This window comes from Mesorhizobium sp. B3-1-6 (genome assembly GCF_006439555.1).
Taxonomy (GTDB): Bacteria; Pseudomonadota; Alphaproteobacteria; order Rhizobiales; family Rhizobiaceae; genus Mesorhizobium.
This window is the reverse complement of the sequence record NZ_VFTM01000004.1, coordinates 194,438-218,112: the sequence shown is the minus strand read 5'-3', so window position 1 is coordinate 218,112 and position 23,675 is coordinate 194,438. Positions and strand designations below refer to the sequence as shown.

19 protein-coding genes are annotated in these 23,675 nt (G+C 61.4%); 6 read left to right on the top strand and 13 right to left on the bottom strand.

Going from position 1 to position 23,675, the window contains the following annotated elements:
• Positions 1-23: 23 nt before the first annotated feature.
• The 5 genes from FJ414_RS06410 to FJ414_RS06390 all read right to left on the bottom strand — a co-directional run bounded on the left by FJ414_RS06410 (position 24) and on the right by FJ414_RS06390 (position 5,448).
• Positions 24-1,058: an ABC transporter substrate-binding protein gene (locus tag FJ414_RS06410; RefSeq protein ID WP_140642493.1), complete on the bottom strand. Its 1,035-nt coding sequence runs from the start codon at positions 1,056-1,058 to the stop codon at positions 24-26.
• Between the two features lie 72 nt (positions 1,059-1,130).
• Positions 1,131-2,042, bottom strand: coding sequence for a sugar phosphate isomerase/epimerase (locus tag FJ414_RS06405; RefSeq protein WP_140642491.1), 912 nt, complete (start codon positions 2,040-2,042; stop codon positions 1,131-1,133).
• A 19-nt stretch (positions 2,043-2,061) separates the two neighbouring features.
• Positions 2,062-3,591, bottom strand: a complete 1,530-nt coding sequence (locus tag FJ414_RS06400) for a mannitol dehydrogenase family protein (protein ID WP_246672313.1) — start codon at positions 3,589-3,591, stop codon at positions 2,062-2,064.
• Between the two features lie 2 nt (positions 3,592-3,593).
• Positions 3,594-4,376 (bottom strand): SDR family oxidoreductase, encoded by a 783-nt coding sequence (locus FJ414_RS06395; RefSeq protein ID WP_140642486.1) that lies wholly within the window; start codon positions 4,374-4,376, stop codon positions 3,594-3,596.
• A gap of 172 nt (positions 4,377-4,548) precedes the next feature.
• On the bottom strand, positions 4,549-5,448 hold the full coding sequence (locus tag FJ414_RS06390) for a MurR/RpiR family transcriptional regulator (RefSeq protein WP_140642484.1): 900 nt from the start codon (positions 5,446-5,448) through the stop codon (positions 4,549-4,551).
• A 266-nt stretch (positions 5,449-5,714) separates the two neighbouring features.
• Here FJ414_RS06390 and FJ414_RS06385 point away from each other — a divergent pair, with 266 nt between their 5' ends.
• The gene (locus tag FJ414_RS06385; protein ID WP_140642482.1) at positions 5,715-6,899 is read left to right on the top strand and encodes a Gfo/Idh/MocA family oxidoreductase; all 1,185 of its coding nucleotides are present in this window, start codon (positions 5,715-5,717) and stop codon (positions 6,897-6,899) included.
• Positions 6,900-7,066: 167 nt separating this feature from the next.
• Here FJ414_RS06385 and FJ414_RS06380 read toward each other — a convergent pair whose 3' ends face one another.
• Positions 7,067-7,246, bottom strand: coding sequence for a hypothetical protein (locus FJ414_RS06380; RefSeq protein WP_140642480.1), 180 nt, complete (start codon positions 7,244-7,246; stop codon positions 7,067-7,069).
• A 289-nt stretch (positions 7,247-7,535) separates the two neighbouring features.
• Here FJ414_RS06380 and FJ414_RS06375 point away from each other — a divergent pair, with 289 nt between their 5' ends.
• Complete coding sequence (locus FJ414_RS06375; RefSeq protein ID WP_140642478.1) at positions 7,536-7,970, top strand: hypothetical protein; 435 nt, start codon at positions 7,536-7,538, stop codon at positions 7,968-7,970.
• Between the two features lie 187 nt (positions 7,971-8,157).
• Here FJ414_RS06375 and FJ414_RS06370 read toward each other — a convergent pair whose 3' ends face one another.
• From FJ414_RS06370 to FJ414_RS06360, 3 genes are all read right to left on the bottom strand, one after another.
• On the bottom strand, positions 8,158-9,348 hold the full coding sequence (locus FJ414_RS06370) for an NADH-quinone oxidoreductase subunit D (protein ID WP_140642476.1): 1,191 nt from the start codon (positions 9,346-9,348) through the stop codon (positions 8,158-8,160).
• A gap of 63 nt (positions 9,349-9,411) precedes the next feature.
• Positions 9,412-9,801, bottom strand: coding sequence for a hypothetical protein (locus FJ414_RS06365; protein ID WP_226892123.1), 390 nt, complete (start codon positions 9,799-9,801; stop codon positions 9,412-9,414).
• An 87-nt stretch (positions 9,802-9,888) separates the two neighbouring features.
• Positions 9,889-10,500 (bottom strand): alpha-ketoglutarate-dependent dioxygenase AlkB, encoded by a 612-nt coding sequence (locus tag FJ414_RS06360; protein WP_140642471.1) that lies wholly within the window; start codon positions 10,498-10,500, stop codon positions 9,889-9,891.
• 95 nt (positions 10,501-10,595) lie between these two features.
• On the opposite strand from FJ414_RS06360, the gene FJ414_RS06355 reads away from it, so the two are divergent.
• The 4 genes from FJ414_RS06355 (at position 10,596) to FJ414_RS06340 (ending at position 17,196) form a co-directional block, all read left to right on the top strand.
• Entirely contained in the window at positions 10,596-10,826 is a 231-nt protein-coding gene (locus FJ414_RS06355; RefSeq protein ID WP_140642469.1) for a KTSC domain-containing protein, read from the top strand.
• A 345-nt stretch (positions 10,827-11,171) separates the two neighbouring features.
• Positions 11,172-15,068 carry a GAF domain-containing protein gene (locus FJ414_RS06350; protein WP_140642467.1) on the top strand — a complete coding sequence of 1,299 codons (3,897 nt, stop codon included), beginning with the start codon at positions 11,172-11,174 and terminating at the stop codon, positions 15,066-15,068.
• Positions 15,069-15,293: 225 nt separating this feature from the next.
• Positions 15,294-15,641, top strand: a complete 348-nt coding sequence (locus FJ414_RS06345) for an Hpt domain-containing protein (protein WP_140642465.1) — start codon at positions 15,294-15,296, stop codon at positions 15,639-15,641.
• 1 nt (position 15,642) lies between these two features.
• Positions 15,643-17,196, top strand: a complete 1,554-nt coding sequence (locus FJ414_RS06340) for a response regulator (RefSeq protein WP_181175466.1) — start codon at positions 15,643-15,645, stop codon at positions 17,194-17,196.
• Between the two features lie 391 nt (positions 17,197-17,587).
• On the opposite strand, the gene FJ414_RS06335 is transcribed toward FJ414_RS06340, so the two are convergent.
• The 4 genes from FJ414_RS06335 to FJ414_RS06320 are packed head-to-tail and all read right to left on the bottom strand — an operon-like array spanning position 17,588 to position 23,596.
• Positions 17,588-18,772, bottom strand: a complete 1,185-nt coding sequence (locus FJ414_RS06335) for a patatin-like phospholipase family protein (RefSeq protein ID WP_140642461.1) — start codon at positions 18,770-18,772, stop codon at positions 17,588-17,590.
• 29 nt (positions 18,773-18,801) lie between these two features.
• Complete coding sequence (locus FJ414_RS06330) at positions 18,802-19,398, bottom strand: hypothetical protein (RefSeq protein ID WP_181181540.1); 597 nt, start codon at positions 19,396-19,398, stop codon at positions 18,802-18,804.
• Positions 19,399-19,412: 14 nt separating this feature from the next.
• A complete protein-coding gene (locus FJ414_RS06325; RefSeq protein ID WP_281405793.1) occupies positions 19,413-22,514 on the bottom strand; it encodes an efflux RND transporter permease subunit in 3,102 nt (1,033 codons plus the stop codon).
• Positions 22,514-23,596 (bottom strand): efflux RND transporter periplasmic adaptor subunit, encoded by a 1,083-nt coding sequence (locus FJ414_RS06320; protein ID WP_140642457.1) that lies wholly within the window; start codon positions 23,594-23,596, stop codon positions 22,514-22,516. Before FJ414_RS06320 ends, FJ414_RS06325 begins: the two co-directional genes overlap by 1 nt.
• Positions 23,597-23,675 lie beyond the last annotated feature (79 nt).

The window sequence follows — 23,675 nt, the reverse complement described above, 5'->3', positions numbered from 1 at the left end:
GCGCTTGCGTCCGGATCAGGCGCTTATTCGCCCGGGCCCTTGCAGGCTACGATCTGCTCCTTGGTGTAGGTCGTCCAGTCCGGGATCGAGATCGAGACCGGCCATTCGGGGCTGAGCGATGGGTCGACGACGCTTTTCAGCTTGGCCTTGCCTTCGTCGGTGGCGTTTTCCCAGAGCTGCGGCTCGACCAGCACGGTCTGCTGCGCCGGCTTCTTGCCGTCGAGGATCTGCAAAGCGAGCGTCACGCCGGCGCCGCCGATCGAGCCGGGATTGGTGACCGCAGCACCGACCAGGCCCTTGACCGAGCTGAGCTGTCCAACGAAGCCGGCATTGTCGGCGCCGACCACAGGCACCATCGGCGCCTGCTGCTCGACCAGCGCGTCGACAATCACGTTGTCGATGCCAGAGGTCCAGATGCCGTTGATCGGGGTGCCGGTGGCGAGGAAGGACAGGATCTGCTGCTTGGCCTGGTCCTGCTGCCAGCCGGTGAAGACTTCCTGCGCGACCTTCACGTCGGGGAATTCGGCGAGCGCCTTCTTGAAGCCTTTGTCGCGATCTGAGTCGGCCGAAGCGCCGGCGGCGCCGCGCATGTAGAACACCTCGCCCTTGCCGCCCATCTGCTGGAACAGCCACTTGGCGCCGAGATAGGCATATTGTTCCTGGTTGTTGGAGATGATGTAGGCGGACGGCTCAGTCACCGCCTGGTCGACGGCGACGACGACGATGCCGGCCTTGGTGGCTTCCTCGAGGCCGGCCTTGATGCCGGCCGGGTCGGCCGGGTTGACGACAATGGCGTCGACCTTGGCGCTGATCAGGTTGCGGATGTCCTCGAGCTGGCCGGCGGCGTCGGTGTTGCGATGGGCGATGTTGAGCTTCGTCACTTCGCCGGATGCGAGCGCCTGCGCCTTCATCGCGCAGATCATTTCCTCGCGCCAGCCATTGCCCTGCACGGTGTTGGAAATGCCGATCGTATACTTGCCGGCGGCGGCCGAAACGCCCACCGAGGCAAGCAAGGCGGCGCCGGCAAGGAGCGAGGCCACGGTCAGATGTCTTTTCATTTCAGTACTCCTCCACATTGATCTTTTCAGTTCAGTTCCAGGGCTCCGACGCGGTCGGAGCCAAGCTTTTCGTCATTTGATGAAGGGGCGCAGCACATCGCGGGCAAGCAGGAAGCCGCGCTTGACCTTTTCATCCGTCCCCTCGAAGCGCCGGTCCTCATGCTCGATGATGACCGGCCCGTCATATCCGGCCCGGTAGAGGCCCGAAAAAATCCTGCTCCAGTCGATGTCCCCAAGCCCCGGCATGCGCGGCACCTGCCAGCCTATGCCAGCCGAAAGGATTCCGCGCTCGTACAAGCCATCATGATCAATCATCAGATCCTTGGCGTGCACATGCAGCATGCTCTTGCCGAACTCGCGGATGAAGCGCTCCTTGTCGATCATCTGCCAGACGAGATGCGAAGGGTCGAAGTTCATGCCGACGTCGCCGCCCCAGACTTCGAGAATGCGGCGCCAGACATAGGGCGAATAGGCGATGTTGTGCCCGCCCGGCCATTCGTCGTAGCTGAAGATCATCGGGCAGTTCTCGAAGGCGAGTTTTACACCGTGCTCGCGGGCATGGGCGATGATCGCCGGCCAGACCTTCTGCGCATCCTCCCAGTTGGCATCGATAGTCTTCGAAGCGTCGCCGCCGCAGAAGGTGTTGACGAGCGGGACCCCCATGTGGCTCGCCAGCACGATCACTTTCTTCAGATGATCGATCACCGCTTCGCGATGCGCCCGGTCGGGATGGAGCGGATTGGGGTAGAAGCCGAGGCCCGAGATGGCCAGGGCCTTGCCGGCTAGCTCGGCGGCTATGTCCTTGGCCTGCGCGGCCGAGACGTCCACGTCGATATGGCTGGTGCCAGCGTAGCGGCGGCTGGCGCCGGACGTCTTCGGCCAGCAGGCGATTTCCAGCGCCTCGAAGCCGACAGAGCGCGCCCAGTCGGCAACTTCGCCGAGCGGCGTATCCGGAAACGGTGCTGTCAGCAGTCCAAGCTTCATGTTCCCTCCCAGTTGCTAACTATGCAGATCGCGCCGGCTGCTTCAACCGCGCATCGGTTGGCCCAGCGCGGACTTGTCCGACAAAGCCCATCGGATCGCCTGAAAGCAAGCCGTCGAGCCCGGCGACGACATGCGCCCGGAATGTGGCGTTGGCGGCCAAGGACGGGTCGAAGATAGCGTCGATGGCAAGGATCGAATCGGCAAGCGCGCCGCTGTCCGCACCGATGCGGTCGGCGATCGCCGCAATTTTCTCGGCAAAGGGGTCGGAAACCTGCCAGGCGCGGCCGAAACGCACGGACGCCTTGATCAGATAGGCCATCCAGCCGGCGACCGGAACCGACAGCAGCGCAATGCTCTCGCCCTTCGCCAGGCGGTCGCGGATCGGGTTGAGCAGGCGCTGCACGATCTTCTGCGAGCCGTCGGTGGCGATCTGGTGGTTGCGATGGCGAATCGCGGTGTTGGCGAGGCGCGACAGGCTCTGCTCGACATAGGCTGTCGGCGCTATGCCGGGCACGGGCATCAGCGTCGGCAGCGTTTCCTCGGTCAGCATGCGGCGGACAAAGCCTGCCAGAAGCGGGTCGGCGATGGTCTCGAACGTGTGCTCGAAGCCGCCCAAAACGCCGAGATAGCTGAGCGTCGTCTGGGCGCCGTTCAGGACGCGCATCTTAAGATGCTCGAACGGTGTGACATCGTCGACGAAGGTCGCGCCGACGCGGTCCCAACGCGGGACGCGGCCGGCGAAGCGGTTCTCGATCACCCATTGGCGGAAGCGCTCGCCCACCACCACGGCGCCGTCGCGGTAGCCGAAGCGCTTCTCGACGGTGTCGATATCGGCTTCGGTCGTCGCCGGCGCGATGCGGTCGACCATGGCCGAGGGGAAGGCGACATTGGCCTCGATCCAGTCCGCCAGCCTCCTGCCGCGCCGCTCGGCGAATGTGCGCACGACATTGCCGAGGATAATGCCGTTGGTGGGGATGTTGTCGCAGGACAGCAGCGTCACCGGCCGGCCATGCGTGGCCATGCGCAGCTCCAGCGCCCTTGCCAGGATGCCTGGCACGCTGCCCGGCGTCTCGGGATTGGCGAGATCGTGCGCGATGTCGGGATGGTCGGGGTCGAGCGCGCCGCTCGACGGAATGTGGCAATAGCCTTTCTCGGTCACCGTCATGGTGACCATCTCGATGTCGGGCGAGGCGAGCACGTCCAGCGCCGGCGCCGCACTTTCCTGGCTGTCGACGACGCTAACGATGCTGCCGATGATGCGCGCTTCGACCTCGTCGTTCTGACGGATCAGCCGCGTGTAGAGGCCGTCCTGGCGCCCCAGCGTGTCGGCCAGCAGGGGAGATCGGATATTGATGCCGACCAGTCCCCAGTGGTCGAAATCCTTCGCCAGCAGGTCGTCGGTGTATTCGGCCTGATGGCAGCGGTGGAAGGCGCCGACACCGATATGGGCGATCCCGGGCTTCAGAGCGGCGCGATTGTAAGCCGGCTTGCGGACCTCCGACGGTAATCGGCCGAGCAGGGCAGGGCCGAGGTTATCGGGCGACGACACGCTCACCGGTTGGCTCCGATCACCCATTGTTCCTGGTCGATCAGCGCGCCGGTCATCGGGCCGGCAGCATCGGAAAGCAGGAAGACGGCAAGGTTGGCTATATCGGTCACGGCGAACAGCCGGCCGAAGGGCTGCGTCGCATTGGCCGCGTCGAGCCAGCCCGGCCCCTGGCCGAGCGTCGCGGCTTGCATGACGCGCTCGGCCGGCGTGTCGGTCCAGCCGACATTGATGCCGTTGACGCGGATGCGGTCGAAGCGGTGGGCGTTGGCGGCGTTCTTGGTCAGCGTCGCCAGCGCGCCCTTGGTGGCGGAATAGACGGCAAGCTCCGGCGAGCCGCAATGCGCGTTGATCGACAGGATGTTGACGATCGAGCCGCCCTGTCCGCGCTTCTTCATGTCGGCGATCGCCGCCTGCATCAGGAAGAAGGGCGCGCGGGCGTTGACGGCAAACAGCGATGCCCAATCGTCGAGCGTGGCGTCGACGAAAGAGGCGCGATCGGTCAGCCCGGCGGCATTGACCAGGCCGTCGATGCGGCCGAAGCGTTCGATGCAGGCCTGCGCCAGCCGCGCCGGGGTTTGCGGATCACCGAGGTCGGCGGAAGCGAAGGCGGCAGCGGTGCCCATGGCCGAGAGCTCTGCCACGGCAGCGTCGCCACGTTCCTGGTCACGGCCAGTGATCAGCAGTCCGGCGGCGCCGGAGCGCGCGGCGATCTCGGCGATCGCCCGGCCGATGCCTTGCGTCGCGCCGGTAACCAGCACCACCTTGCCGTCGAGACGAACCTCCATTCCTCCTCCCGGAACAAAGTTTCCATTTTTTCAAATATGGAACGATGGTTCTCTTTAGTCAATCGTGCTAGAGCGGTTCGCCGTTTTCATGGAACCGGTGAACCGCTCTATCTCCTTGTCTTTCGCAATTCCGGACGGAAAGCCGCTCACGCTTTTCCTGGAATTGCTCTTGTCAACCTGTCCGTTGCGCGACGACGCCGTGGACCAAGGCCATGCCGACCGCGAGCGAAGCGGCGAGCGAACGGAAGCCGCCGAAATCCTGCTCGACCACTTCCAGCCAGGTGTCGGAGAGTTTTACCAGCGGCGAAAAGGTGCTGTCGGTGATGGCGACGATGCGCGCCTTGCGCTCATGCGCGACGGCGACGAGGTCGGGCGTGATCGAATTGTAGGGGCTGAAGGAGACAGCGAGCACCGCGTCGCGCGGCGTGATGCAACCGACCTGGTCGAGCGCGGTCGAGCCGACATTGTCGACCAGCACGTTGCGCACGCCCTGCTGCGAGAGCGTCAGCGACAGATAGGTGGTGACCGGGAAGGCGCGTTTGCTGCCGATCACATAGATCAGCTCGGCGGCCGCCAGATGATCGACCATCGTCTCGAAAGCGGCGATATCGAAATTATTGCCGATGCGGCCGAGCGAGGCCTGGCAGGCACCGACCATGCCATTGAGGAAATGCAGATTTGCATTCGGTTCCTCGGCCTTGTCCGGGCTGCCTTGCATGTCCGGCCAGGAGCCCTTCATGCGGTCCTTGAACAGGAGCTGGAAATCGGAAAAGCCGGAATAGCCGAAGATCTGCGCGAAGCGCACCAGGGTCGAGGGCTGCACGCCGGCCTGGTCCGCCACTTGCGCGATCGTGCCCAGAGCCACCTCGCTCGGATGCTGCCAGAGGAAGATCGCGACCTGGCGAAGCCGCTTCGGAAAATGCACGGTGCCTGACGAGAGCACCGCCCGCAGCTCTTCATAGGTTTGCGGCTTGGTGTAGCCAAGTGCTGCCAGCGACCGGCTCCGCTTTCTCGCCGCCGTCTCCAGGCTGTGGGCGGACGGCTCGTCGGCCGCCTTGCTGCGGCCGCTCATAGGATATGCCTCATCGTGACCCCAACCATCGGATGCGTCATCCGATCCCTGCCCTCCTGATCCAGCTCGTTGTTGAAACATGATCTTTTTCCGAAAACCGGTTCTCAACTTTCGGGATCATGCTAGCTGGACTTGGATCAAAAGCTAACGCGGCACAATCGTTTTACAAAACGAAAAATAGAAATATCATTCGAGAACAACGGCGGTCCGTTACGACGAACATTCGCGCCGGCCGGCACATCGAACTTGGGAGAATAATCGCAATCATGGTCTATGCAACCGCCGATGGTACGTCGCGTCAACGTCTTCGGGTCGGCATGGTCGGAGGCGGCCACAACGCCTTCATCGGCGCCGTGCATCGGCTGGCCATGCGGCTCGACGACCAGATCGCACTGGTCGCGGGCGCTTTGTCCTCCGATCCGGAGAATGCCGCGGCCTCCGCCGCGGAGATCGGCATCGCGCCTGAGCGCAGCTATGCCGACTACCGCGCCATGGCGAAGACCGAAGCGGCTCGACCGGACGGCATCGAGGCGGTGGTCATCGTCACGCCCAACCATCTGCACGCGCCGGTCGCCACCGCCTTCCTCGAAGCCGGCATCGACGTGATCTGCGACAAGCCGCTGTCGACGACGCTTGCCGAGGCCGAAGCGCTGGTTGCGCTGACCAAAGCCAGGAAGCGCCGCTTCGTCGTCACGCTCAACAACACCGGTTACGCCATGGTGCGCCAGGCGCGCGAGATGGTGGCGGCGGGCGAACTCGGCCGCATCGTGTCGGTGCACGGCGCCTATATCCAGGACTGGCTGACCAAGCCGATCGATGCCGAGGGCCAGAAGCAGGCCGAATGGCGCACCGATCCGGTGCGCGCCGGCCAGTCGGCGGTGCTCGCCGATATCGGCGTGCATGCCTTCAGCCTGGCGAGCTTCATTTCCGGTTTCGAGGCCGAGGCGGTTTCCGCAGACCTGTTCACCGCCGTGCCGGGACGGCGGCTCGACGACAACGCGCATGTGCTGCTGCGCTGGACGGGCGGGGCGCGCGGCACGATCCTCGCCAGCCAGACCTCGCCCGGCCACTACAACGATGTCTCGGTGCGCATCTATGGCGAGAAGGCTGGGCTCGAATGGTCTGGATCGCGGCCGGAGGAGTTGCGCTTCTCGCCCTATGGCGAGGAAACGCGCACGCTGGTGCGTGGCGGCCATGGCTCGACGGCGGAAGCCCGGCGCGTCTCGCGCATGCCGGCGGCGCATCCGGAAGGCTATATCGAGGCCTTCGCCAATTTCTACCGCGACGCCACCGACATTATTCGCGCGCATCGCTCGGGTGCTGCCGTAGACGCCGGGCGGGCGGCGCAAGTGCCCGATGTCGTCGACGGCGCGCGCGGCGTGAAGTTCGTCGCCGCGGCGGTGGCGTCGAACGCGGCGGGAGGGGCTTGGACGGCGGCGCGGTTCGGGTGATTACCTCTTGATCGCCGAGCCCGTGACGCTGCACGACACCGACGTCATCTACGGCGTCTACCGCGAACGCATGATCGAGGCGCAGAAGAAGCACCTGCCGACCTTCCAGGCGACCATGCGTGAGTGATTGCCATGGGCGGCGCTGGAAGCACCCGCCCATGAGCCATTCAAGGCCGGCGCCGCCTCGGCGTGGAATGCTTCGGCGGCGTGTCGTTCTCGTCGGGATTGGGGATCGGCTCCTCGTCAGGCAGCCGATCCGGATCCGGCTCGCGCACCGGCTTCGGCTCGGGGATGGGCGGCGTGGGCACCGGCGTGGGAGCCGGGTCCGGATTGGGGAGAATGGCCATCGCGTTTTCCTTCCGCCGGTGCTCTGCTGCGATCCCAACAAGCGGGATGCCCTGCCCGACCTGAAATGATGGAGGTGATCGCCGCACTCGGACGCTTCGTCGGGAGTAATCGGCGGCACAAGCTGGCAGAACGGTCGCGCCTGCGGATGGTTCCAACACGATCGGGCCGCGCGATGGCGGCAGATAATGATCAAATGATTCTACGTGGCTGTTTCGGCTCTTGCCGGCGTCTGTCGGCGCCTTAAATCCCGTTGTGGACGGGGGCCATCTGCCGACACAGGAGACGGCCGTGAAGCACCAAACCCTTGACCAGATCAATGCCGTTGCCGACGTTCATGCCGAAGCACCGGCTCTCATCGCCAATCGCGGCCAGCGCCTTGAACGCTGGGCGCAACTTCTGGAGGATAGTCCGAGCCGCCGCCTCACGGCGCTGGCAGGCACCGAATACGCCGCACCCGACGTGCGTGAAAGAATGCGCACAGACGGATCGGCGATCACCATCGCTTTCGAGGACCCGATCTTTCGCGCGCAAGGCTTGCGCGACGACACTTACGGCGAAGCCAAGCGCTTTTTCGAGATGAGCGACTGGCAGCTGCATGAGGTCGTCTGCCATTGCCATGTCGGCGCCAACATGCCGGCCCGCTGGGCGGCATCGCGCGTGCGGGCGGCGATCTCGCCGGGTGCGGGCATTCTCGCCTGGCTGAGAGCGGTGTTCATGCGTTAAAGCGGTTCACCGTTTCATGGAAACGGCTTTCCGCTCCACCGCTTTGTCCGACGCTATTCCGGACGGAAAAACGCGGGCACTGTCTCTGGAATTGCTCTAGCGCTGGCCGCGATGCCCACGATCGCGACCGTTCAAGACCTCCATGGGAACGACGGAGACGTGGCGGGCTCTCCGCGCTCCCTTTTGTTCAGCGATCGATCTCGCCGAACACGATGTCGAGCGAGCCGATGATCGCCGCGACATCGGCCACCATGTGCCCGCGCGACAGGAAATCCATGGCCTGGAGATGGGCGAAGGACGGTGCGCGTATCTTACAACGATAGGGAACGTTGCTGCCGTCCGAAACCAGATAGACGCCGAACTCGCCTTTCGGCGCCTCGACCGCGGCATAGACCTCTCCGGGCGGCACGCGGTGGCCTTCGGTATAAAGCTTGAAATGATGGATGGTCGCTTCCATCGAGCGCTTCATGGTGGCGCGCGGCGGCGGCGTGATCTTCTGGTTCGGCACGGCGACAGGACCTTGGCCATCCGATGAGCGCAGCTTTTCCAGGCACTGCCGCATGATCCGCACCGACTGGCGCATCTCTTCCATGCGTACCAGATAGCGATCGTAGCAGTCGCCGTGCTTACCGATGGGGATGTCGAAATCCATTTCGGAATAGCATTCATAGGGCTGCGCCTTGCGCAGGTCCCAGGCGGCACCCGAGCCGCGCACCATGACGCCGGAGAAGCCCAGGCCCCAGGCGTCGTCGAGCGAGATCGCGCCGACATCGACATTGCGCTGCTTGAAGATGCGGTTGTCGGTGAGCAGGCCCTCGAGATTGTCGCAGGCCTGCAGGAACGGATCGCAGAAATCCCAGATGTCATCCAAGAGCTGCCCCGGCAGATCCTGGTGGACGCCGCCGACGCGGAAATAGTTCGCGTGCATACGGGCGCCGGAGGCGCGTTCATAGAACACCATCAGCTTCTCGCGTTCGGCGAAACCCCATAGCGGCGGCGTCAGCGCGCCGATATCCATGGCCTGCGTGGTGACGTTGAGAAGATGCGACAAGAGCCGCCCGATCTCGCAAAACAGCACGCGGATCAGTTGGCCGCGCCGGGGGGCGGACAGTTCGAGCAGCTTTTCGGCGGCAAGGCAGAAGGCGTGCTCCTGGTTCATCGGCGCGACATAGTCGAGCCGATCAAAATAAGGCAGAGCCTGCAGATAGTTCTTGTATTCGATCAGCTTTTCGGTGCCGCGGTGGAGCAGGCCGATATGCGGATCGGCACGGTCGACGATTTCGCCGTCTAGCTCCAACACCAGCCTGAGCACGCCATGCGCCGACGGGTGCTGCGGCCCGAAGTTGAGCGTGAAGTTACGGACCGCGGCTTCGGTCATGACGACCTCGCAAGGGTGAGTATCGAAGGCAGACCGCGGCCCGTCAGCCGCCGTCCAGCCGGGTCATGCCGTCGTCTGGATGATCAGGGTCAGCGTGCCGTCACCGTCGATGTTGGCGGCGACGACTTGCGAGGAATTCAGTCCGTTGGCATGCAGAACCGACGTCGCCTCGGGCGAGGCGTCGACCGAGCTCTGCAGCTTGGCCAGTTCCTTGGCCGTCGTCCTAGCGACGATGGCCTCGGCCTGAGCTTTCACTTCCGAAGGCAAATCCTCGAATGCGACCACGACAATGTTGGTGACGTTCTGGCCGGCATTGTCCTCGCCAGGCTGGGCCTGGTCGGGGGCGGGCTGCTGGGCCGGAGGCAGGACTTGCGGCGGCTGCGGATCGGCGCGTTGAGCGGAAGCGGGCAGCGCCAATGCCATTGCCGACAGGGTCAGGACTATCGTCAACATGCGCATCGTCTTTCCTTTCCATCGGGAAACCTGACGACACAACCCCGGGGCCGGACGATGGTTCCGGACATTCGCCGGCGCGGCAACTTACGAAGCGCGCATTGTCCGGAAGGTGACGGAATAGCGGTGTTGCTCAACAGGCGGGATGCTGTGCTCCCATTCGTTTCGCGACGGGCCGGCCATGAGATAGACAGACCTGGGCTCAACCTCGATCGTTTCACGATCCCATGCCGCGCCGTTCTTGCGGCGCAGCCGGAAGCTGCAGGGCGCGAGCAGCGAAACGCCGGCGACCAGTTCGAAATGCGGCTTGTCCCGGTGCCAGCCTATGCCGGCACCCGGGCGATACTCGTTGATCAGCACCTGCGCGAATTCAGTGGCCGGGACCGCCGCGAAGGCGGCAACCTTGGCGCGAAGCGGCAGCAGGAAGTCCGGAATCGGCGGCGCTTCGAGCACCTGGCGGCGCTCATAGTCGTAGCGCAGGCCGAAGCCGACGACCTGCCTGTTGGCAAGATGGCCGTGAAAATCGAACGGCTTGAAAGGCAGGCCCTGGATATGACGGACCAGCTCGTGTTCTTCGTCGCGGGTAATCAGGCCTGGCTGGTAGGAGAAGCCTTCGGGCGCGGGCGGCAGGCTTGCGGGCGCACCGAAGAGATCGCCCTGGAAATCGTCGTCGTCGGCTCGGCTTTTCAATGAAGTCATGCGGCTCAGATAGGCAGTCGGAGCCCCTGTGCAAGCCGGCGCGGCGGAACCGCGCGGCGCACGACGAATTAAGAGTTGGAAGCAGGAGCCTGCACGTGCCTTCCACCGCGATCCGGAATATCCACTACGATCCGTCGAAGCGGGTCCTTTCGGTATGGTTCGTCCCGACCGGCAAGCGCTATGACTATGAGGACGTAGGACCCGAGGTCTACACGGCTTTCAAGGCGGCTTTCTCAAAAGGACAGTTCTTCAACGAATTCGTGCGCGATCGTTTCAGATATCACCTGGTCGAGCATGAAGGCTCGGCTTGCTCCGAAAAAATATAGAAATCAATCAAGTTAAATGGCGGAGAGAGCGTCTCTCGATTAGGGGCCGACCGAATCCACCCGCCTGCCAGCACTCCTAAGTGGCTCCGAGATTTAAGTGCTTCCGGGATTGGGTTGGAGGGCTAGCCTCGGAACGGCAGCTCTGCGCCGCATCTCGGCCGCTGGAGCAATCTTGCCACTGGCCGGAAGCAGACAGGGTCCGGGCCGCAGAGTCTAGCTTGTCCCAAAGCCACCCCTCGACGGTACTGTCAATCAGTCGTCTGGCATGTAACACTACTTGCTAATATGCGGGTGGGGAAAGCATTCCGCTGAACCTGGCGGAAGGTCCCTTTGGGAGAAGCCAATATGCAGGGCTCAGTCGAAAGCGACCTTGCCAGTCGCCTGGCATCCGCCGACCGGCGTATTGCCGAACTGGAACATATCAACGCAGTCGCGACGATCGAGCTTGACCGTCTTTCCGTTGAAAACAAGCGATTGATTCAATTCACCGAGGAACGCACCAAGGAATTGGCCATCCTCAACAGCGTCGGCGAAGCGACCGCCAAGACGCTGAATGTCGAAACAGTGACCCGTATTGTTGGCGACAAGGTTCGCGAGATGTTCGGCGCGGATTTGACGGAAATCCTGCTGCACGACGAGACGTCCAATTTGATCAACGTCTCCTATGCATTCGACGGCAATTACCAGTATCCTGAACCTTTTGCGATGGGCGAAGGACTTACCTCGAGAGTTATATTGTCGGGTAAGCCACTATTGCTGGGGACCGCCGACGAAGCCATCGGGTTGGGCGCCCTGATGCCCAAGGAAGAGGACGAGACTGAAACCTATCTCGGTGTGCCTATTATTGCCGGGAATAGGACGCTGGGCGTGGTTAGCGTGCAGAGCTACAGAAAAAACGCCTTCAACGAAGATCATATGCGCCTGCTGCAAGGGTTATCCTCCAGCATGGGCGTGGCGATTGCTAACGCACGCCTTTTCGACGAAACCCAGCGGCTGCTGAAAATATCAGAGGACCGCGCAAAGGAACTCGCCATTCTCAATAGCGTCGGCGAAGCGATGGCGAAAACGCTGAATGTGAAGACAGTGACCCGTATCGTCGGCGACAAGGTTCGCGAGATATTCGGCACTGAAGTAACCGAAATCCTATTGCGCGATGAGATGTCGGATCTAATCAGGATCCCTTACGCGTTCTATGGCGATTACCAGGATCCTGAACCGTTTGTTATAGGTGAAGGCCTGACTTCGAAGGTCATATTGTCAGGCAAGCCGCTGCTGTTGGGAAATATTGACGAGCACATTGCTCTGGGTGCCCTGATGCCGACGGAGGAGGATAGAACCGAATCATACCTGGGCGTGCCGATCATTGCCGGAGACAGAACGCTCGGTGTGGTCAGCGTGCAGAGCTACCAAAAGAATGTCTTTAACGAAGATCACGTGCGCCTGCTGCAAGGGCTGTCGTCCAGCATGGGCATTGCCATTGCCAACGCGTATCTCTTTGACGAGACGCAGCGGCTCCTGAAAATGGCGCAAGACCGCGCAAAGGAATTGGCCATTCTCAACAGCGTCGGCGAAGCGATGACGAAGTCGCTGAATGTTGACACCGTCATCCGACTGGTGGGCGATAAAGTGAGGGAGGCGTTCGGCACCGAGGTCAGCGAGATTCTGTTGCATGATAGTCAATCCGGTTTAGTTCGAGTTCCTTACGCTTACTACAGGGGCTACAAGACCATCGAGCCGTTCCCTTTGGGGATAGGACTTACATCGGAAATTATCTCCACTGGAAAGCCGTTGGTTTTCAACACCATGGAGGAAGGAAAAAGGCGCGGTGCCTATTTTCCAGACGAAGACGACAGGACCTCTTCATACATTGGCGTGCCTATCAATTCAGGCGAGAGAACGCTCGGAGTGGTCAGTGTGCAAAGCTACGAGTCAGATGCCTTCGACGAAAACCACGTGCGCCTGTTGCAGACGATAGCCTCCAGCATGGGAGTCGCGATCGCCAATGCCCGCTTGTTCGACGAGACACAGAGGCTTCTCAAGGAAACCGAGCATCGCGCCGCTGAACTGGGCGCGATCAGCAAGGTTAGCCAAGCCCTCATAGGTGAAGCTGAACTCGGCAATACGATCCAGCTGATAGGCGATCAGATGCAGGAGATTTTCAGCGCCGACATCGTCTATGTCGCGCTGCTCGATCCAAAGACCAAGCTCATCCATTTCCCGTATCAGTTCGGCGAGGCCTTCACTACGCTCCGGCTCGGGGAAGGCCTTACAAGCAAGATCATAGAAACCGGCGAGCCGTTGCTCATCAATCAGGATGTCGCGGAACGCGGCGCGGAAATCGGAGCAACTCCAGTTGGCAAGGATGCGCTGTCTTACCTTGGCGTTCCAATCAAGACGGCGCAGGGCAATGTCGGCGTGATCAGCGTGCAGAGCACGACACGGGAGGGCATGTTCAACGAAAATTCGCTGCGGCTGCTTTCAACCATCGCCGCCAATGCGGGTGCGGCGCTTCACAACGCACAACTGTTCACCGAGCTCAAGGAGCTTTCGCTGGCCTTGACGGAGGCCAAGGAAGCGGCGGAGGCCGCCAACGAAGCCAAAAGCACGTTCCTCGCCACCATGAGCCATGAAATCCGCACGCCGATGAACGGCGTTATCGGCATGGCCAACCTGATGCTGGCCACCAAACTTGACGATGAGCAGCGGGAAATCGGCGAGACGATAAACAATAGTGCGGAAGCGCTGCTGACCATCATCAACGACATACTCGACTTCTCAAAGGTCGAGGCGGGTAAGCTCGACCTTGATCCTCGGCAGTTCGAACTGCGCGAATGTCTCGAAAGCGCGATAGACCTGATCGCGCCGAGGACGGCAGAGAAGGGACTGGATCTCGGCTACGTGGTCGAGCCCGGCACGCCGGAAACGATTGTCGCCGACGGCAACCGTCTACGCCAGGTTCTGATCAATCTGCTCAACAACGCCGTCAAATTCACCGAGCGAGGAGAGGTCGTGCTTTCCGTGATGGAGGTGCCGTCCGCAGCCGCGGACACAAGTCCACAGGGCGAAGGCGAGCGGAAAATTTGTACGCTCCAGTTCGCGGTGCGCGACACCGGCATCGGCATAGCCAAGGACCGGATGGATCGCCTGTTCAGGTCATTTAGCCAGGTCGATGCCTCCACGACCAGACGCTATGGCGGAACCGGCCTCGGTCTGGCGATCAGCAGGCGCCTGGTGGAATTGATGGGCGGTGAGGTTTGGGTGGAGAGCGCCGAAGGAAAAGGCACGACATTCTCCTTTACGATCCGCGCTCCGGTTGCCTCGAGTCGAAAAACGGCTCAGGCAGCGCCGTCAAAGGACGAGTTGGCCGGTAAACGGCTGCTGTTCGTCGACGACAACGCAACAAACCGGCGCATCATGTCGCTGCAGGCGCACTCCTGGAACATGGCTGCATCAGCAATCGAACATCCCGCCGACGCGCTTCGAAGGCTTGCGGGAGGCGAGGTCTTCGATGTCATCGTTCTCGACATGAACATGCCCGGCATGGATGGGATCGAACTGGCCAGGCAAATACGCGCGCTCGAAGGCAACGGCAGCGTTCCGTTGGTGCTGCTCAGTTCAATGGTGCCCATGCCTGAAGACAAGAAGAAGGAGATGGAAGGCATTAAGTTCGCGGCCACGCTCTCCAAGCCGATCAAGCCATCGCCATTGCTCAATACGTTGCTGTCGATCTTCGTCGGAACTCCGACACGCTCCATCCGATCAGATCAGCCGAAGGGGACGGCTCTCGATAGTACGATGGCGCAGAAGTTTCCGCTTCACATCCTCCTGGTCGATGACAATGCCACCAACCGGAAGCTTGGCTCCAAGGTGCTCGAGCGTCTGGGTTACAAGCCGCAACTGGCGGTCGACGGGCAGTCGGCGGTCGCCGCTTATACCCAGGGCAGCCATGACGTTATCCTGATGGATATCGAAATGCCTGATATGGACGGTCTCGAAGCGACAAGATTGATCCGCGCGCCCGGCCCCCGATATGCGCGTCAGCCGTTCATCATTGCCCTGACCGCCAACGCGATGGCCGGAGATCGCGAGAGGTATCTGGATGCAGGGATGGATGACTATCTCAGCAAGCCGCTGCGCGTCGAAGACCTTATCGCTTCGCTGAACAAGGCGGTGCTGGCAGGCGGGCACAGGCCTGCCGTCGCAGCGCGAGATTTCGAGGAACCTGGCGTACCAAGGGTTTAAATACGAAGGGTGCACCTTGGCGCAATCGCCACCGGCGCCGTGGCGGTATTGATCGAGAACCATGTGCTATCGCTAATTTAGTACGTCTGCGATAGTCTGCCTTTTGAACGCGATGGAACTCTCACAAATCCAATCAGGGGGTTCGATTTCGGTCTTACTTCGCCAGTACCGGAAGAAACTCGCGGTCACTGGTTATAGTCGGAAGAAACGCACATCGGGGATGTCGTGGCGATCGACAAAGGGGCACTGGACAAGCTGCGCGAGCTTGTCGGTGGCGAAGAGGCTGACCTTGTAGAGCTCGTGGAGTCCTTTCTCGAAGAGGGGCCATCCATCATGCTGGACATGTGGTCGTCGGCTCGGGCTTCCGACCTGGCAGTCACTCGGCGGGCTGCCCATTCCCTGAAATCCAACGCGCGGGATATGGGGGCGGCCGAACTCAGCCAAATCTGCGCCCAGGTGGAGGCGCGGTGCGCAAGTGGGGAGCCGGCGGATTTGGCGGAAATCGACAACGCGCAGCGCGCCTTCGACGCCGCCGTCACGGAGCTCCGAAAAATCTTCAAGCTGGGAGAATAGCGTGAGCAGCCCTGGTAGGATCCTCATTGTTGACGACTCCCGGACCACAAGGATCAAGCTCAAGAAATCGGTCGAGGCTCTCGGACACGAAGCCGAGGCGGTGGAGGGCGGCCGGGCGGCGCTCGATTTGCTCGCCACCGATAATTTCGACCTCATCCTTCTCGATATCATGATGCCGGTGATGGACGGCTTCGAGGTGCTGAAGAGTCTCAAGGCGTCGTCCAGAACGCGGGATGTGCCGATCATCGTGATTTCCGCGCTCGACGATGAGATGAGCAGCGTCGTCAAGGCGATCGAATTGGGCGCCGAGGATTTCCTGCCCAAGGATTTTGAACTCGCGCTTCTCAAGGCACGGGTTTCCACCTGCATCGAGAAGAAGAGACTGCGCGACATCGAGAAAGAATACTTGCGGCAGGTGGCCAAGCTGACGAAGGCGGCCGCGACCTTGGAAAGCGGGAGGTTCAACCCTTCAAAGCTCGGCATCCGCGATGTGGCAGGCCGCCCGGATGGCCTAGGCAAGCTCGCCACGGTTTTCGCTACGATGGCCCAGAAGGTCTATGAGCGCGAACGCAAGATGCGGCAGAATATCCGCACATTCCGTGGCGCATTGCTGCTGTTGGCCTGCGGAGGACTGTGGGGCCTTGTCGTGCCACTCTCGAAGATGGCTTCACTCGTTGAAGCTCATCCGATAGGGCTGGCGATCCTTATTGACGTCATTGGGGCAGTATTCTGCGTCGGGATAAGCATCAAGCGCGGGACAATGCCGCGCCTGGCTGATCTTACGCGCTCGGATTGGAAGTTCATCCTCATCCTTGCGTTCATCAGTTCGGTGATCAATCAGGTGCTGGTCTATTGGTTGGCAAGCAAGCTTCCCGCCTTCATCGTCTCCATTGTCATCGTCCTGGAGGGATTCGCCGTATTCCTGTTCGCTGCCTTGATGCGGACGGAAGCGCCTAACCTGAAGCGGTTTTTGGGACTTGGATTGGGTCTCGTCGGCATCTTCATCATACTCCTCTATGGAGAGCCGGCGGAAATGGCTACCAGCTGGTTGTGGCTTGCCATTGCACTCGTCATCCCGATCACTTACGCGACCGAGGATATCTACCTCTCGGAGCGCAAGCCTGCTGCTATCGATAACGTCGCTCTGTTCGGCATCACCCTTGTTGCTTCGGTTTTGATGCTGATGCCGCTGGCGGCCTTCTATCGGGACTTTATCCCGTTTGATCTATTGACCGGAAAGCTTGGCGTGATCGTCGTTCTAATGGCGGTTGCCGGCAATCTGGCAATGCTGCTTTTCATCGCGCTGATCTCCAGCACAGGCGCCGTATTCGCAAGCCAGAACGCCTACGCGGTCACCACAGCCGGCATAGGCTGGAGCATGCTGTTGTTGGGTGAAGCCATACCGGCGCTCACCTGGGTCTCCCTGGCGCTGATCGTCGTTGGTCTTCTGATGGTCGAGCCGAAGCAGGAGGCTGAGGAGGAACCGCCATTACTCGACGACGGGTTGGAGGAATTTGTCCTGCGGCCCGACCTGATGCCGTTACCGACGGAATGAACAGACTTGGAATATTCGGGCGCGTCGGATTTGTCCTGCCAACAATGGCCAGATTGCCTCCGCGGCGGAGAGAGCGTCTTTCGATTTAAGACCTATGCCATTGAAAATATTGATCTTTTTGTTTGCTTTGTTACACAGTTTGTTGCACGGACGGGGCGCGTAGGGAAGGTCAGCTTTGCGCCTCGTATCCACCATTCAACGCCCCGCATGCCGGTCCCCACAAGCTGCCGTCCGGCCCTCGCACGACTTCCACAGTCGGTTGGAGATCCTCCGGATGCATTATGCTTGTGGAGCGTCCGCCACTTGGACGGATAGAGGACGAAGAAATAGCTCGTGGTAGAGATTCAGGCCGACTTTCCGGACCGACCGACGGGTCAACGGCTCGATCAGCTCATCTCGAAAATCCGGGCGGCATGTTTTTCCAAGGCACGCCTTTGCGGCCCATTTCGTAGCCTTTCTCGAACAGCGCCCGCATGTATTTGTTCTCGAACGGAGTTTTTGGCTCATCAGTGAAGTCTACCGGAACGTCTATGAAGTTGTAGGCGATGCCGTCGCGCTTGGAGATGGCGTAGAGCCGGTAGAGATCGCCGATCCCTTGCGTCTTGATAAGGGAGGAGACTGCCTTTTCCGCGATATCTGGCAGCGTGGCCTTCACCACAGATGGTTCCGGCGTCGTCCTGCCGTTGCGGATGATATAGATGCGAGCCTTGACCCGTGCATGGAACGCGTGATCGAGCTCTCGCAGGCTCAAGCCAGCAGGCATGAGAAACACCTGATTGGTGGTGCCGCCATCGACGTGCATTTCGTGGTAAGACTTGCCCCCAGCGGTCACTTTCAGCTCGACCGGAGGGAAAATGCCGGGAATGGCGGTGGAGGCCAGGATAACCTGCTTGAAGAGCTTCAGCCGGTCCGGCCGATGGCTCGCCGCGATCGCGCCCATATCCCAAATCACCGGCCGATCCGCATCAAGATTGGTCGTTCCGATGAAGAGGCGCCGTCCCTTGCCGGTTTCTCGGGCGATCTGATCGAGCATTTCCTCGGTGACTTCTTCGTCCAGCATTTTGGCAAGGGGGGCGTTGCTGGTGAACGATGCACTCGACAGCACGCCGAGGAAGCTGTGCTCGGTATAGATGTTGGCGTCCTTGATTGTAGTGAAGGCATGCTTCAAGCGATCGTCATAGGTCGGGCCAAGGAATGCGAAGGGCGCGATCAACGATCCGGTGCTGATTCCGGTGACGATGTCGAACTTTGGCCTGGTCCCAGCCTTGGTCCAGCCGGCGAGAATTCCGGCGCCGAAGGCGCCGCTGCTGCCACCGCCTGAAATCGTAAGCGCGTCGAGTTCCCGCAGCTTGACCGACGGATCGGCCTTTGCCGCCTGAATTCTCTCGTCGCGGAATGCGATGAGACGATCGGGCGGAAAACTTTCGTCGGAATCGCCCCAGACGCGTATGTCGCTGGGATAGCCACTCACTTGGGCCGCAGCCATGCGTTCCGTCGGCACGCCGTCACGTGGATAGGCAGCGATGCAGCCTGTAAGCTGAATTGCGCACAAGCCAAGCAGGGTGATCCTCAGCATAGCTTTCAAGCTCCTGACTCGGTTTCTTTTCAAGCTAAGGCGAAGCTGCGGAAAAGCTGTTCGCCTCCAAGGACGGCGAAGGAGACGACGGTCATCAGAAGGGCACGATGGAAGCGCGCCTGTTTGATCTCCCTCACGCGTGAGGTTTTCAGCAATTCAGCCGATACCACCGAGGTCCAGTCGGATTGCAGGGCCAAGTGAACCAGTTCGCGCACATCGGCGAAAAATTTGGGGTCCACATGGTAGACGGGCGGGATAGCGCAGGCACCGGCTATTTTGCGGTTGAGTTCCTTGTCCGCTCGCTTTCGGCTCGGATAGAGCACTTGTCCGAACTGCATGATCGGCATGATGACAATCCCCCAGACCGCGACGTAGAACAGCGGTCCGAGTGGAGCATGCGACGGCAGCAGATCACCAAATCGCAGGATCAGGTTGAGGGCGAGGATGTAGCCCACGCCCACGATCTGAGCCTTGGTGTCGTAGGAACGCGCGACCGACTGCGCCTCCTGCAGCGCTGCGGCGAGCATTTTGTCGACATATTGGCGCGTGGTCCCGTCGGGTTCTGCGCACATGGCGGCGTCGGTCGCAAGAAAGCGGTCAAGGAGAGTGGGGCGTGTTTCCAGCATGGCTGTCTCCTTTCTCAGTCCGACAGGGCCAGGATCGGGATTGCACCGACGCTTGGCTCAGGTGCTGCCGATGGCTCGTCGCTTTCCCGGATCCGGTTCACCGCCACATAAAGAGCCGGCAGGAAAACCAGCGTCAGCATGGTTGCGACGGCGAGTCCGCCGACGATGGCGTAGGCCATCGGCCCCCAGAAGACGTCATGCATGATCGGGATCATGCCGAGGATTGCTGCGGCCGCGGTGAGCATGATCGGCCGGAACCGGTGGACGGTCGCGTCGATCACCGCCTTCCATGGTTCGATCCCCTGGGCCCGCTCATGCTCGATCTGGTGCACCAGGATTACTGAGTTGCGGATGATCATGCCGGCGAGCGCAATGATGCCAAGCGTGGCGATGAAGCCCATCGGCGTGCTGGTTGTCAGCAGCGCGATGGCAACTCCGATGAGCCCGAGAGGCGCCACGCTGATGACCATGGCCACCTGTCGGAAGCTCCCGAGCTGGACCATCAAAACTGTAAGCATCAGCGTGATCATCAGCGGGAACTGGGCCAGCAGGGCGGCGTTGCTGAGCGCGGTCTTTTCCACTGTGCCGCCGGTCTCGATCGATGTTTCCGCCGGCATCGACTTGGAAAGCGTGTCCAGCGCAGCGGCAACGTGCTGGTGAACGAAGGCCGGCTGCAGCCCCGGCTGCGGCTGTGCCTGCACTGTGATCGTGGGCAGGCGTTGGCGCCTCCAGACATATCCTTCATCGAGTTCGTATTTGAAATCGGCGAGCTCGCGCAACGGAACGGATGCGCCGGTCGGCGTGGTGATCTGAAGGTGGCGCAGCGCCTCGATAGTGGAACGCTCGTCGTTCTGGGCGCGTGCGACCACGTCGACCAGGTAGATGGAATCGCGCAGTTGCGTGACCGTCGAGCCGTTGAGCACCCGGTTGAGCGCCTGGGAGAGCTGTTCGGAGCTTAGCCCCGCCTGCCGAACGCGGTCCTGGTCGACGACGATGCGCAGCGTCTTGTTCTTCTCGCCCCAGTCGAAGTTGATGGTCTGGACGAGCCCGGAAGCCCGCAGGATATCGGCAACCTGCTCGCCATACTTCCTGGCATCCTCGGGAGTAGGCGCGCTCACCCGGTACTGCACTGGCCAGCCGACCGGCGGGCCCAGTTCCAGGCGCGAAATGCGCACGGTCACGTCCGGAAAATTATCGGCGAACAGCGCCTGCAGTTTGGCCTGCACACGATCGCGCGCCTGAAGATCCTTGGCGACGACCACTGTCTCGGCCATGAAGTCGTTGTCGAGCTGGACATCCAGAGGCAGGTAGAACCGGATGGCGCCGCCACCGACATAAGAGGAGAAGCGCTCGATATCGGCGTCGCCAGCAAGTGCCTTCTCCAGCCGTTCCGTTTGTGTCTCCGTAGCGGTGATCGAGGCATTCTTGGGCAGCGTCATCGTCACCAGCAGCTCAGGCCGGTTGGAGGCCGGGAAGAACTGTTGCTGGACGAAGCCCATGCCATAAAGCGAGAGGCCAAAGGCAATGAGGGATGCGGCGATGGTGAGAAAACGGTGCCGCATGGTGAACGCCAGCAGACGCCGGAACAGCCGCATGAGTGGCCCTGGCTCCGCCGTCCCGTGCGCTTTCATGTGTGCGGGCAAGAGGGTCAGCCCGAGCACTGGCGCGAAGATGACCGCCACAAACCATGAAGCGATGAGCGCCACGCCTATGACGGCAAACAGCGAGAAGGTGTATTGCCCGGTATTGTTGTCCGCGAACCCGATCGGCAGGAAGCCGAGTAGCGTGATCAGTGTTCCGGTCAGCATCGGGAAGGCGGTGGACGTGTAGGCAAAGGTCGCTGCCTTGATCTTCGGCATGCCTTCTTCGATCTTGGAGATCATCATCTCGATCGTGATCATAGCGTCATCGACCAGAAGGCCGAGCGCGATGATGAGCGCACCAAGCGAAATGCGCTGCAGGCTGATGCCCGACGCTTCCATGAATGCGAAGACGATGGCAAGGACAAGCGGGATGGACAGCGCGACCACCAGGCCGGCGCGCAGACCGAGGCTGAGGAAGCTCACGACGAGCACGATTGCGACCGCTTCGAGAAGCGCCTTGGTGAATTCGCCGATCGCCTCACGCACGACCTCAGGCTGGTCCGATACCAGATTGAGTTCGATGCCGACCGGGAAGCGCTGTTTCAGCCGCTCCGCCACCGCATGAAGTCCCTTGCCGAAGTCGAGGTTGTTGCCGCCGTCGCGCATGTTGATGCCGATCCCGATGGCCGGCTTGCCGTTGACGCGAAACATCTTGCTGGGCGGATCGCTATAGCCGCGCTGCACCTCGGCGATGTCGGAAAGCTTGTAGAAACGCCCTTCCACCGAGAAATTGAGCTTGGCTATGTCGCCAGGTGCCAACAGCGAGCCGGTCATGTCGACCAGCACGTTCTCGCTGGGCGTGTTGATGATGCCGGAAGGCACCACGGCATTCTGGCGGGCGATAGCCGTCAGCACGTCGTCGAGACTGAGCTTCAGATTGGCAAGCTTCTGCGGCGAGAAATTCAGATAGACCTTCTCATCCTGGTCGCCGTAGATGTCGACCTTGCCCACATCGGGAGCACGCAGGAATTCGGCCCGTGCGGTCTCGGCGAAGTCGCGTGCCTGGCGCGGGCTGAAACCGTCATAGGTTATGCCGTAGATTGTGCCGAAGACGTCGCCAAACTCGTCGTTGAAGAAGGGGCCGACCACGCCTTGCGGCAGTGTCTGCCTTATGTCGTTCACTTTCTTGCGGACCTGATACCAGATGCCGTCGAGGTCGCGTTTCTTGGTCGACTCCTTAAGGTAGACGAAAATCGTCGCCTGGCCTGGCTTGGTGTAGCTCTTGAGGTAGTCGAGGTTCGGGGTTTCCTCGAGCTTCTTTTCGATGCGGTCCGTCACCTGCTGCAGCGTGTCGGCGGCGGTTGCTCCCGGCCAGTTTGCCTGGACCACCATGGTCTGCACGGTGAAATCCGGGTCTTCCTGACGACCGAGGCGCTCATAAGAGGTAATGCCGGCCGCAACGCAGACGAGCATCAGGAAGACGACGATCGAACGGTTGTGGACGGCCCATTCGGAAAGGTTGAAGCTGGCCATCACTCGACCTCCGCGCTGGGCTTGACCAATTCGCCGTCGGCGAGCGAGTTCACGCCAGCGACCACCACCTTGTCGCCCGCGGCCAGTCCTTGGCTCACGGTGACGGAATTTGCATCGAACTCCAGCAGTTGGACCTTGCGCCGCTCCACCTTGTCGTCTTTGCCAACCACCCAAACCTGCGGCTGGCTTCCCGACTGCAGCAGCGCGCTCGGGGGAAGTGTCGCAACCATGTGACCCTGGTCGCTTTCGACCCGACCGACGACGATTGCTCCCAGCCGCATTTGCGGCAGCGGAGCAGGTATAGCAACCTTCACCTGATAGGTGCCGGTGGCGCTGTCAGCCTCGGGCGAAATCTCGCGGACCGTGCCGGTCACCGCGATTTCGGGGTGGGCCTGAAGCGCAACGTTCACCGGCATGCCAAGGCTGGCCCTGACGATGTCCTCGCTCGCGACGGCAAAGACGGCTTCGCGCTCGTCATTGCGCGAGATTTCAATCACCATCTGTCCGGCGGCCACCACTTGGCCGGGATCCGCCCCGGTCGCGGTCACGATGCCATCGTCGGGCGCTTGGAGCTCCGTATAGGCGAGCTGGTTCTGCGCGATACGCAGATTGGCCTCAGTCGCCTGAACCTGCGCTTGCGCGCTCCGCAGTGACTTCAGCGCTTCATCATACTGCGAATGCGTAGCGAAGCCCTTGCCGAGCAGGAGCCGAAATCTCTCTTCCTGCGCGGCAGCCTGAGCGAGAGCGGCCTTGGCCGCGTCGAGGTCTGCCGCCGTGGCGGTCACCTTGTTCTGGTAATCCACCGCGCTCAGTGCCGCGAGCTTCTGGCCCTTCTTGACTGTTGCGCCGGCGTCGACGTCGCGTGAGATGAGCCGGCCGCCGACCTCGAAGCCAACCTGGCTGACATAGCGCGATTGGATGCGGCCGGCGCCTTGCGTTACCAGCTTGAACTTGTGGGGCGTTACCACCACCACGCGGGCCGTTCGTGGCGCTGCCGGCGCCTCGGCCTCCTTTTGTGAACAACCGGCAAGACAAAGGCCGGCGATACCGGCCAACAGGAAATGACGCGACGACAGGCGCATGGAAGCCTCCGCTCGAAAGATCGGGGTTGCAGGGAACTAAAGGGCAAGCCACAGGTCGAACCGAGTGGCATTTCGACTT

Excerpts from the sequence above, each read along its gene's own strand:
- FJ414_RS06410 (WP_140642493.1), bottom strand. The coding sequence starts at position 1,058 with ATGAAAAGACATCTGACCGTGGCCTCGCTCCTTGCCGGCGCCGCCTTG.
- FJ414_RS06405 (WP_140642491.1), bottom strand. The coding sequence starts at position 2,042 with ATGAAGCTTGGACTGCTGACAGCACCGTTTCCGGATACGCCGCTCGGC.
- FJ414_RS06395 (WP_140642486.1), bottom strand. The coding sequence starts at position 4,376 with ATGGAGGTTCGTCTCGACGGCAAGGTGGTGCTGGTTACCGGCGCGACG.
- FJ414_RS06390 (WP_140642484.1), bottom strand. The coding sequence starts at position 5,448 with ATGAGCGGCCGCAGCAAGGCGGCCGACGAGCCGTCCGCCCACAGCCTG.
- FJ414_RS06385 (WP_140642482.1), top strand. The coding sequence starts at position 5,715 with ATGGTCTATGCAACCGCCGATGGTACGTCGCGTCAACGTCTTCGGGTC.
- FJ414_RS06380 (WP_140642480.1), bottom strand. The coding sequence starts at position 7,246 with ATGGCCATTCTCCCCAATCCGGACCCGGCTCCCACGCCGGTGCCCACG.
- FJ414_RS06370 (WP_140642476.1), bottom strand. The coding sequence starts at position 9,348 with ATGACCGAAGCCGCGGTCCGTAACTTCACGCTCAACTTCGGGCCGCAG.
- FJ414_RS06365 (WP_226892123.1), bottom strand. The coding sequence starts at position 9,801 with ATGTTGACGATAGTCCTGACCCTGTCGGCAATGGCATTGGCGCTGCCC.
- FJ414_RS06360 (WP_140642471.1), bottom strand. The coding sequence starts at position 10,500 with ATGACTTCATTGAAAAGCCGAGCCGACGACGACGATTTCCAGGGCGAT.
- FJ414_RS06350 (WP_140642467.1), top strand. The coding sequence starts at position 11,172 with ATGCAGGGCTCAGTCGAAAGCGACCTTGCCAGTCGCCTGGCATCCGCC.
- FJ414_RS06335 (WP_140642461.1), bottom strand. The coding sequence starts at position 18,772 with ATGCTGAGGATCACCCTGCTTGGCTTGTGCGCAATTCAGCTTACAGGC.
- FJ414_RS06330 (WP_181181540.1), bottom strand. The coding sequence starts at position 19,398 with ATGCTGGAAACACGCCCCACTCTCCTTGACCGCTTTCTTGCGACCGAC.
- FJ414_RS06325 (WP_281405793.1), bottom strand. The coding sequence starts at position 22,514 with ATGGCCAGCTTCAACCTTTCCGAATGGGCCGTCCACAACCGTTCGATC.
- FJ414_RS06320 (WP_140642457.1), bottom strand. The coding sequence starts at position 23,596 with ATGCGCCTGTCGTCGCGTCATTTCCTGTTGGCCGGTATCGCCGGCCTT.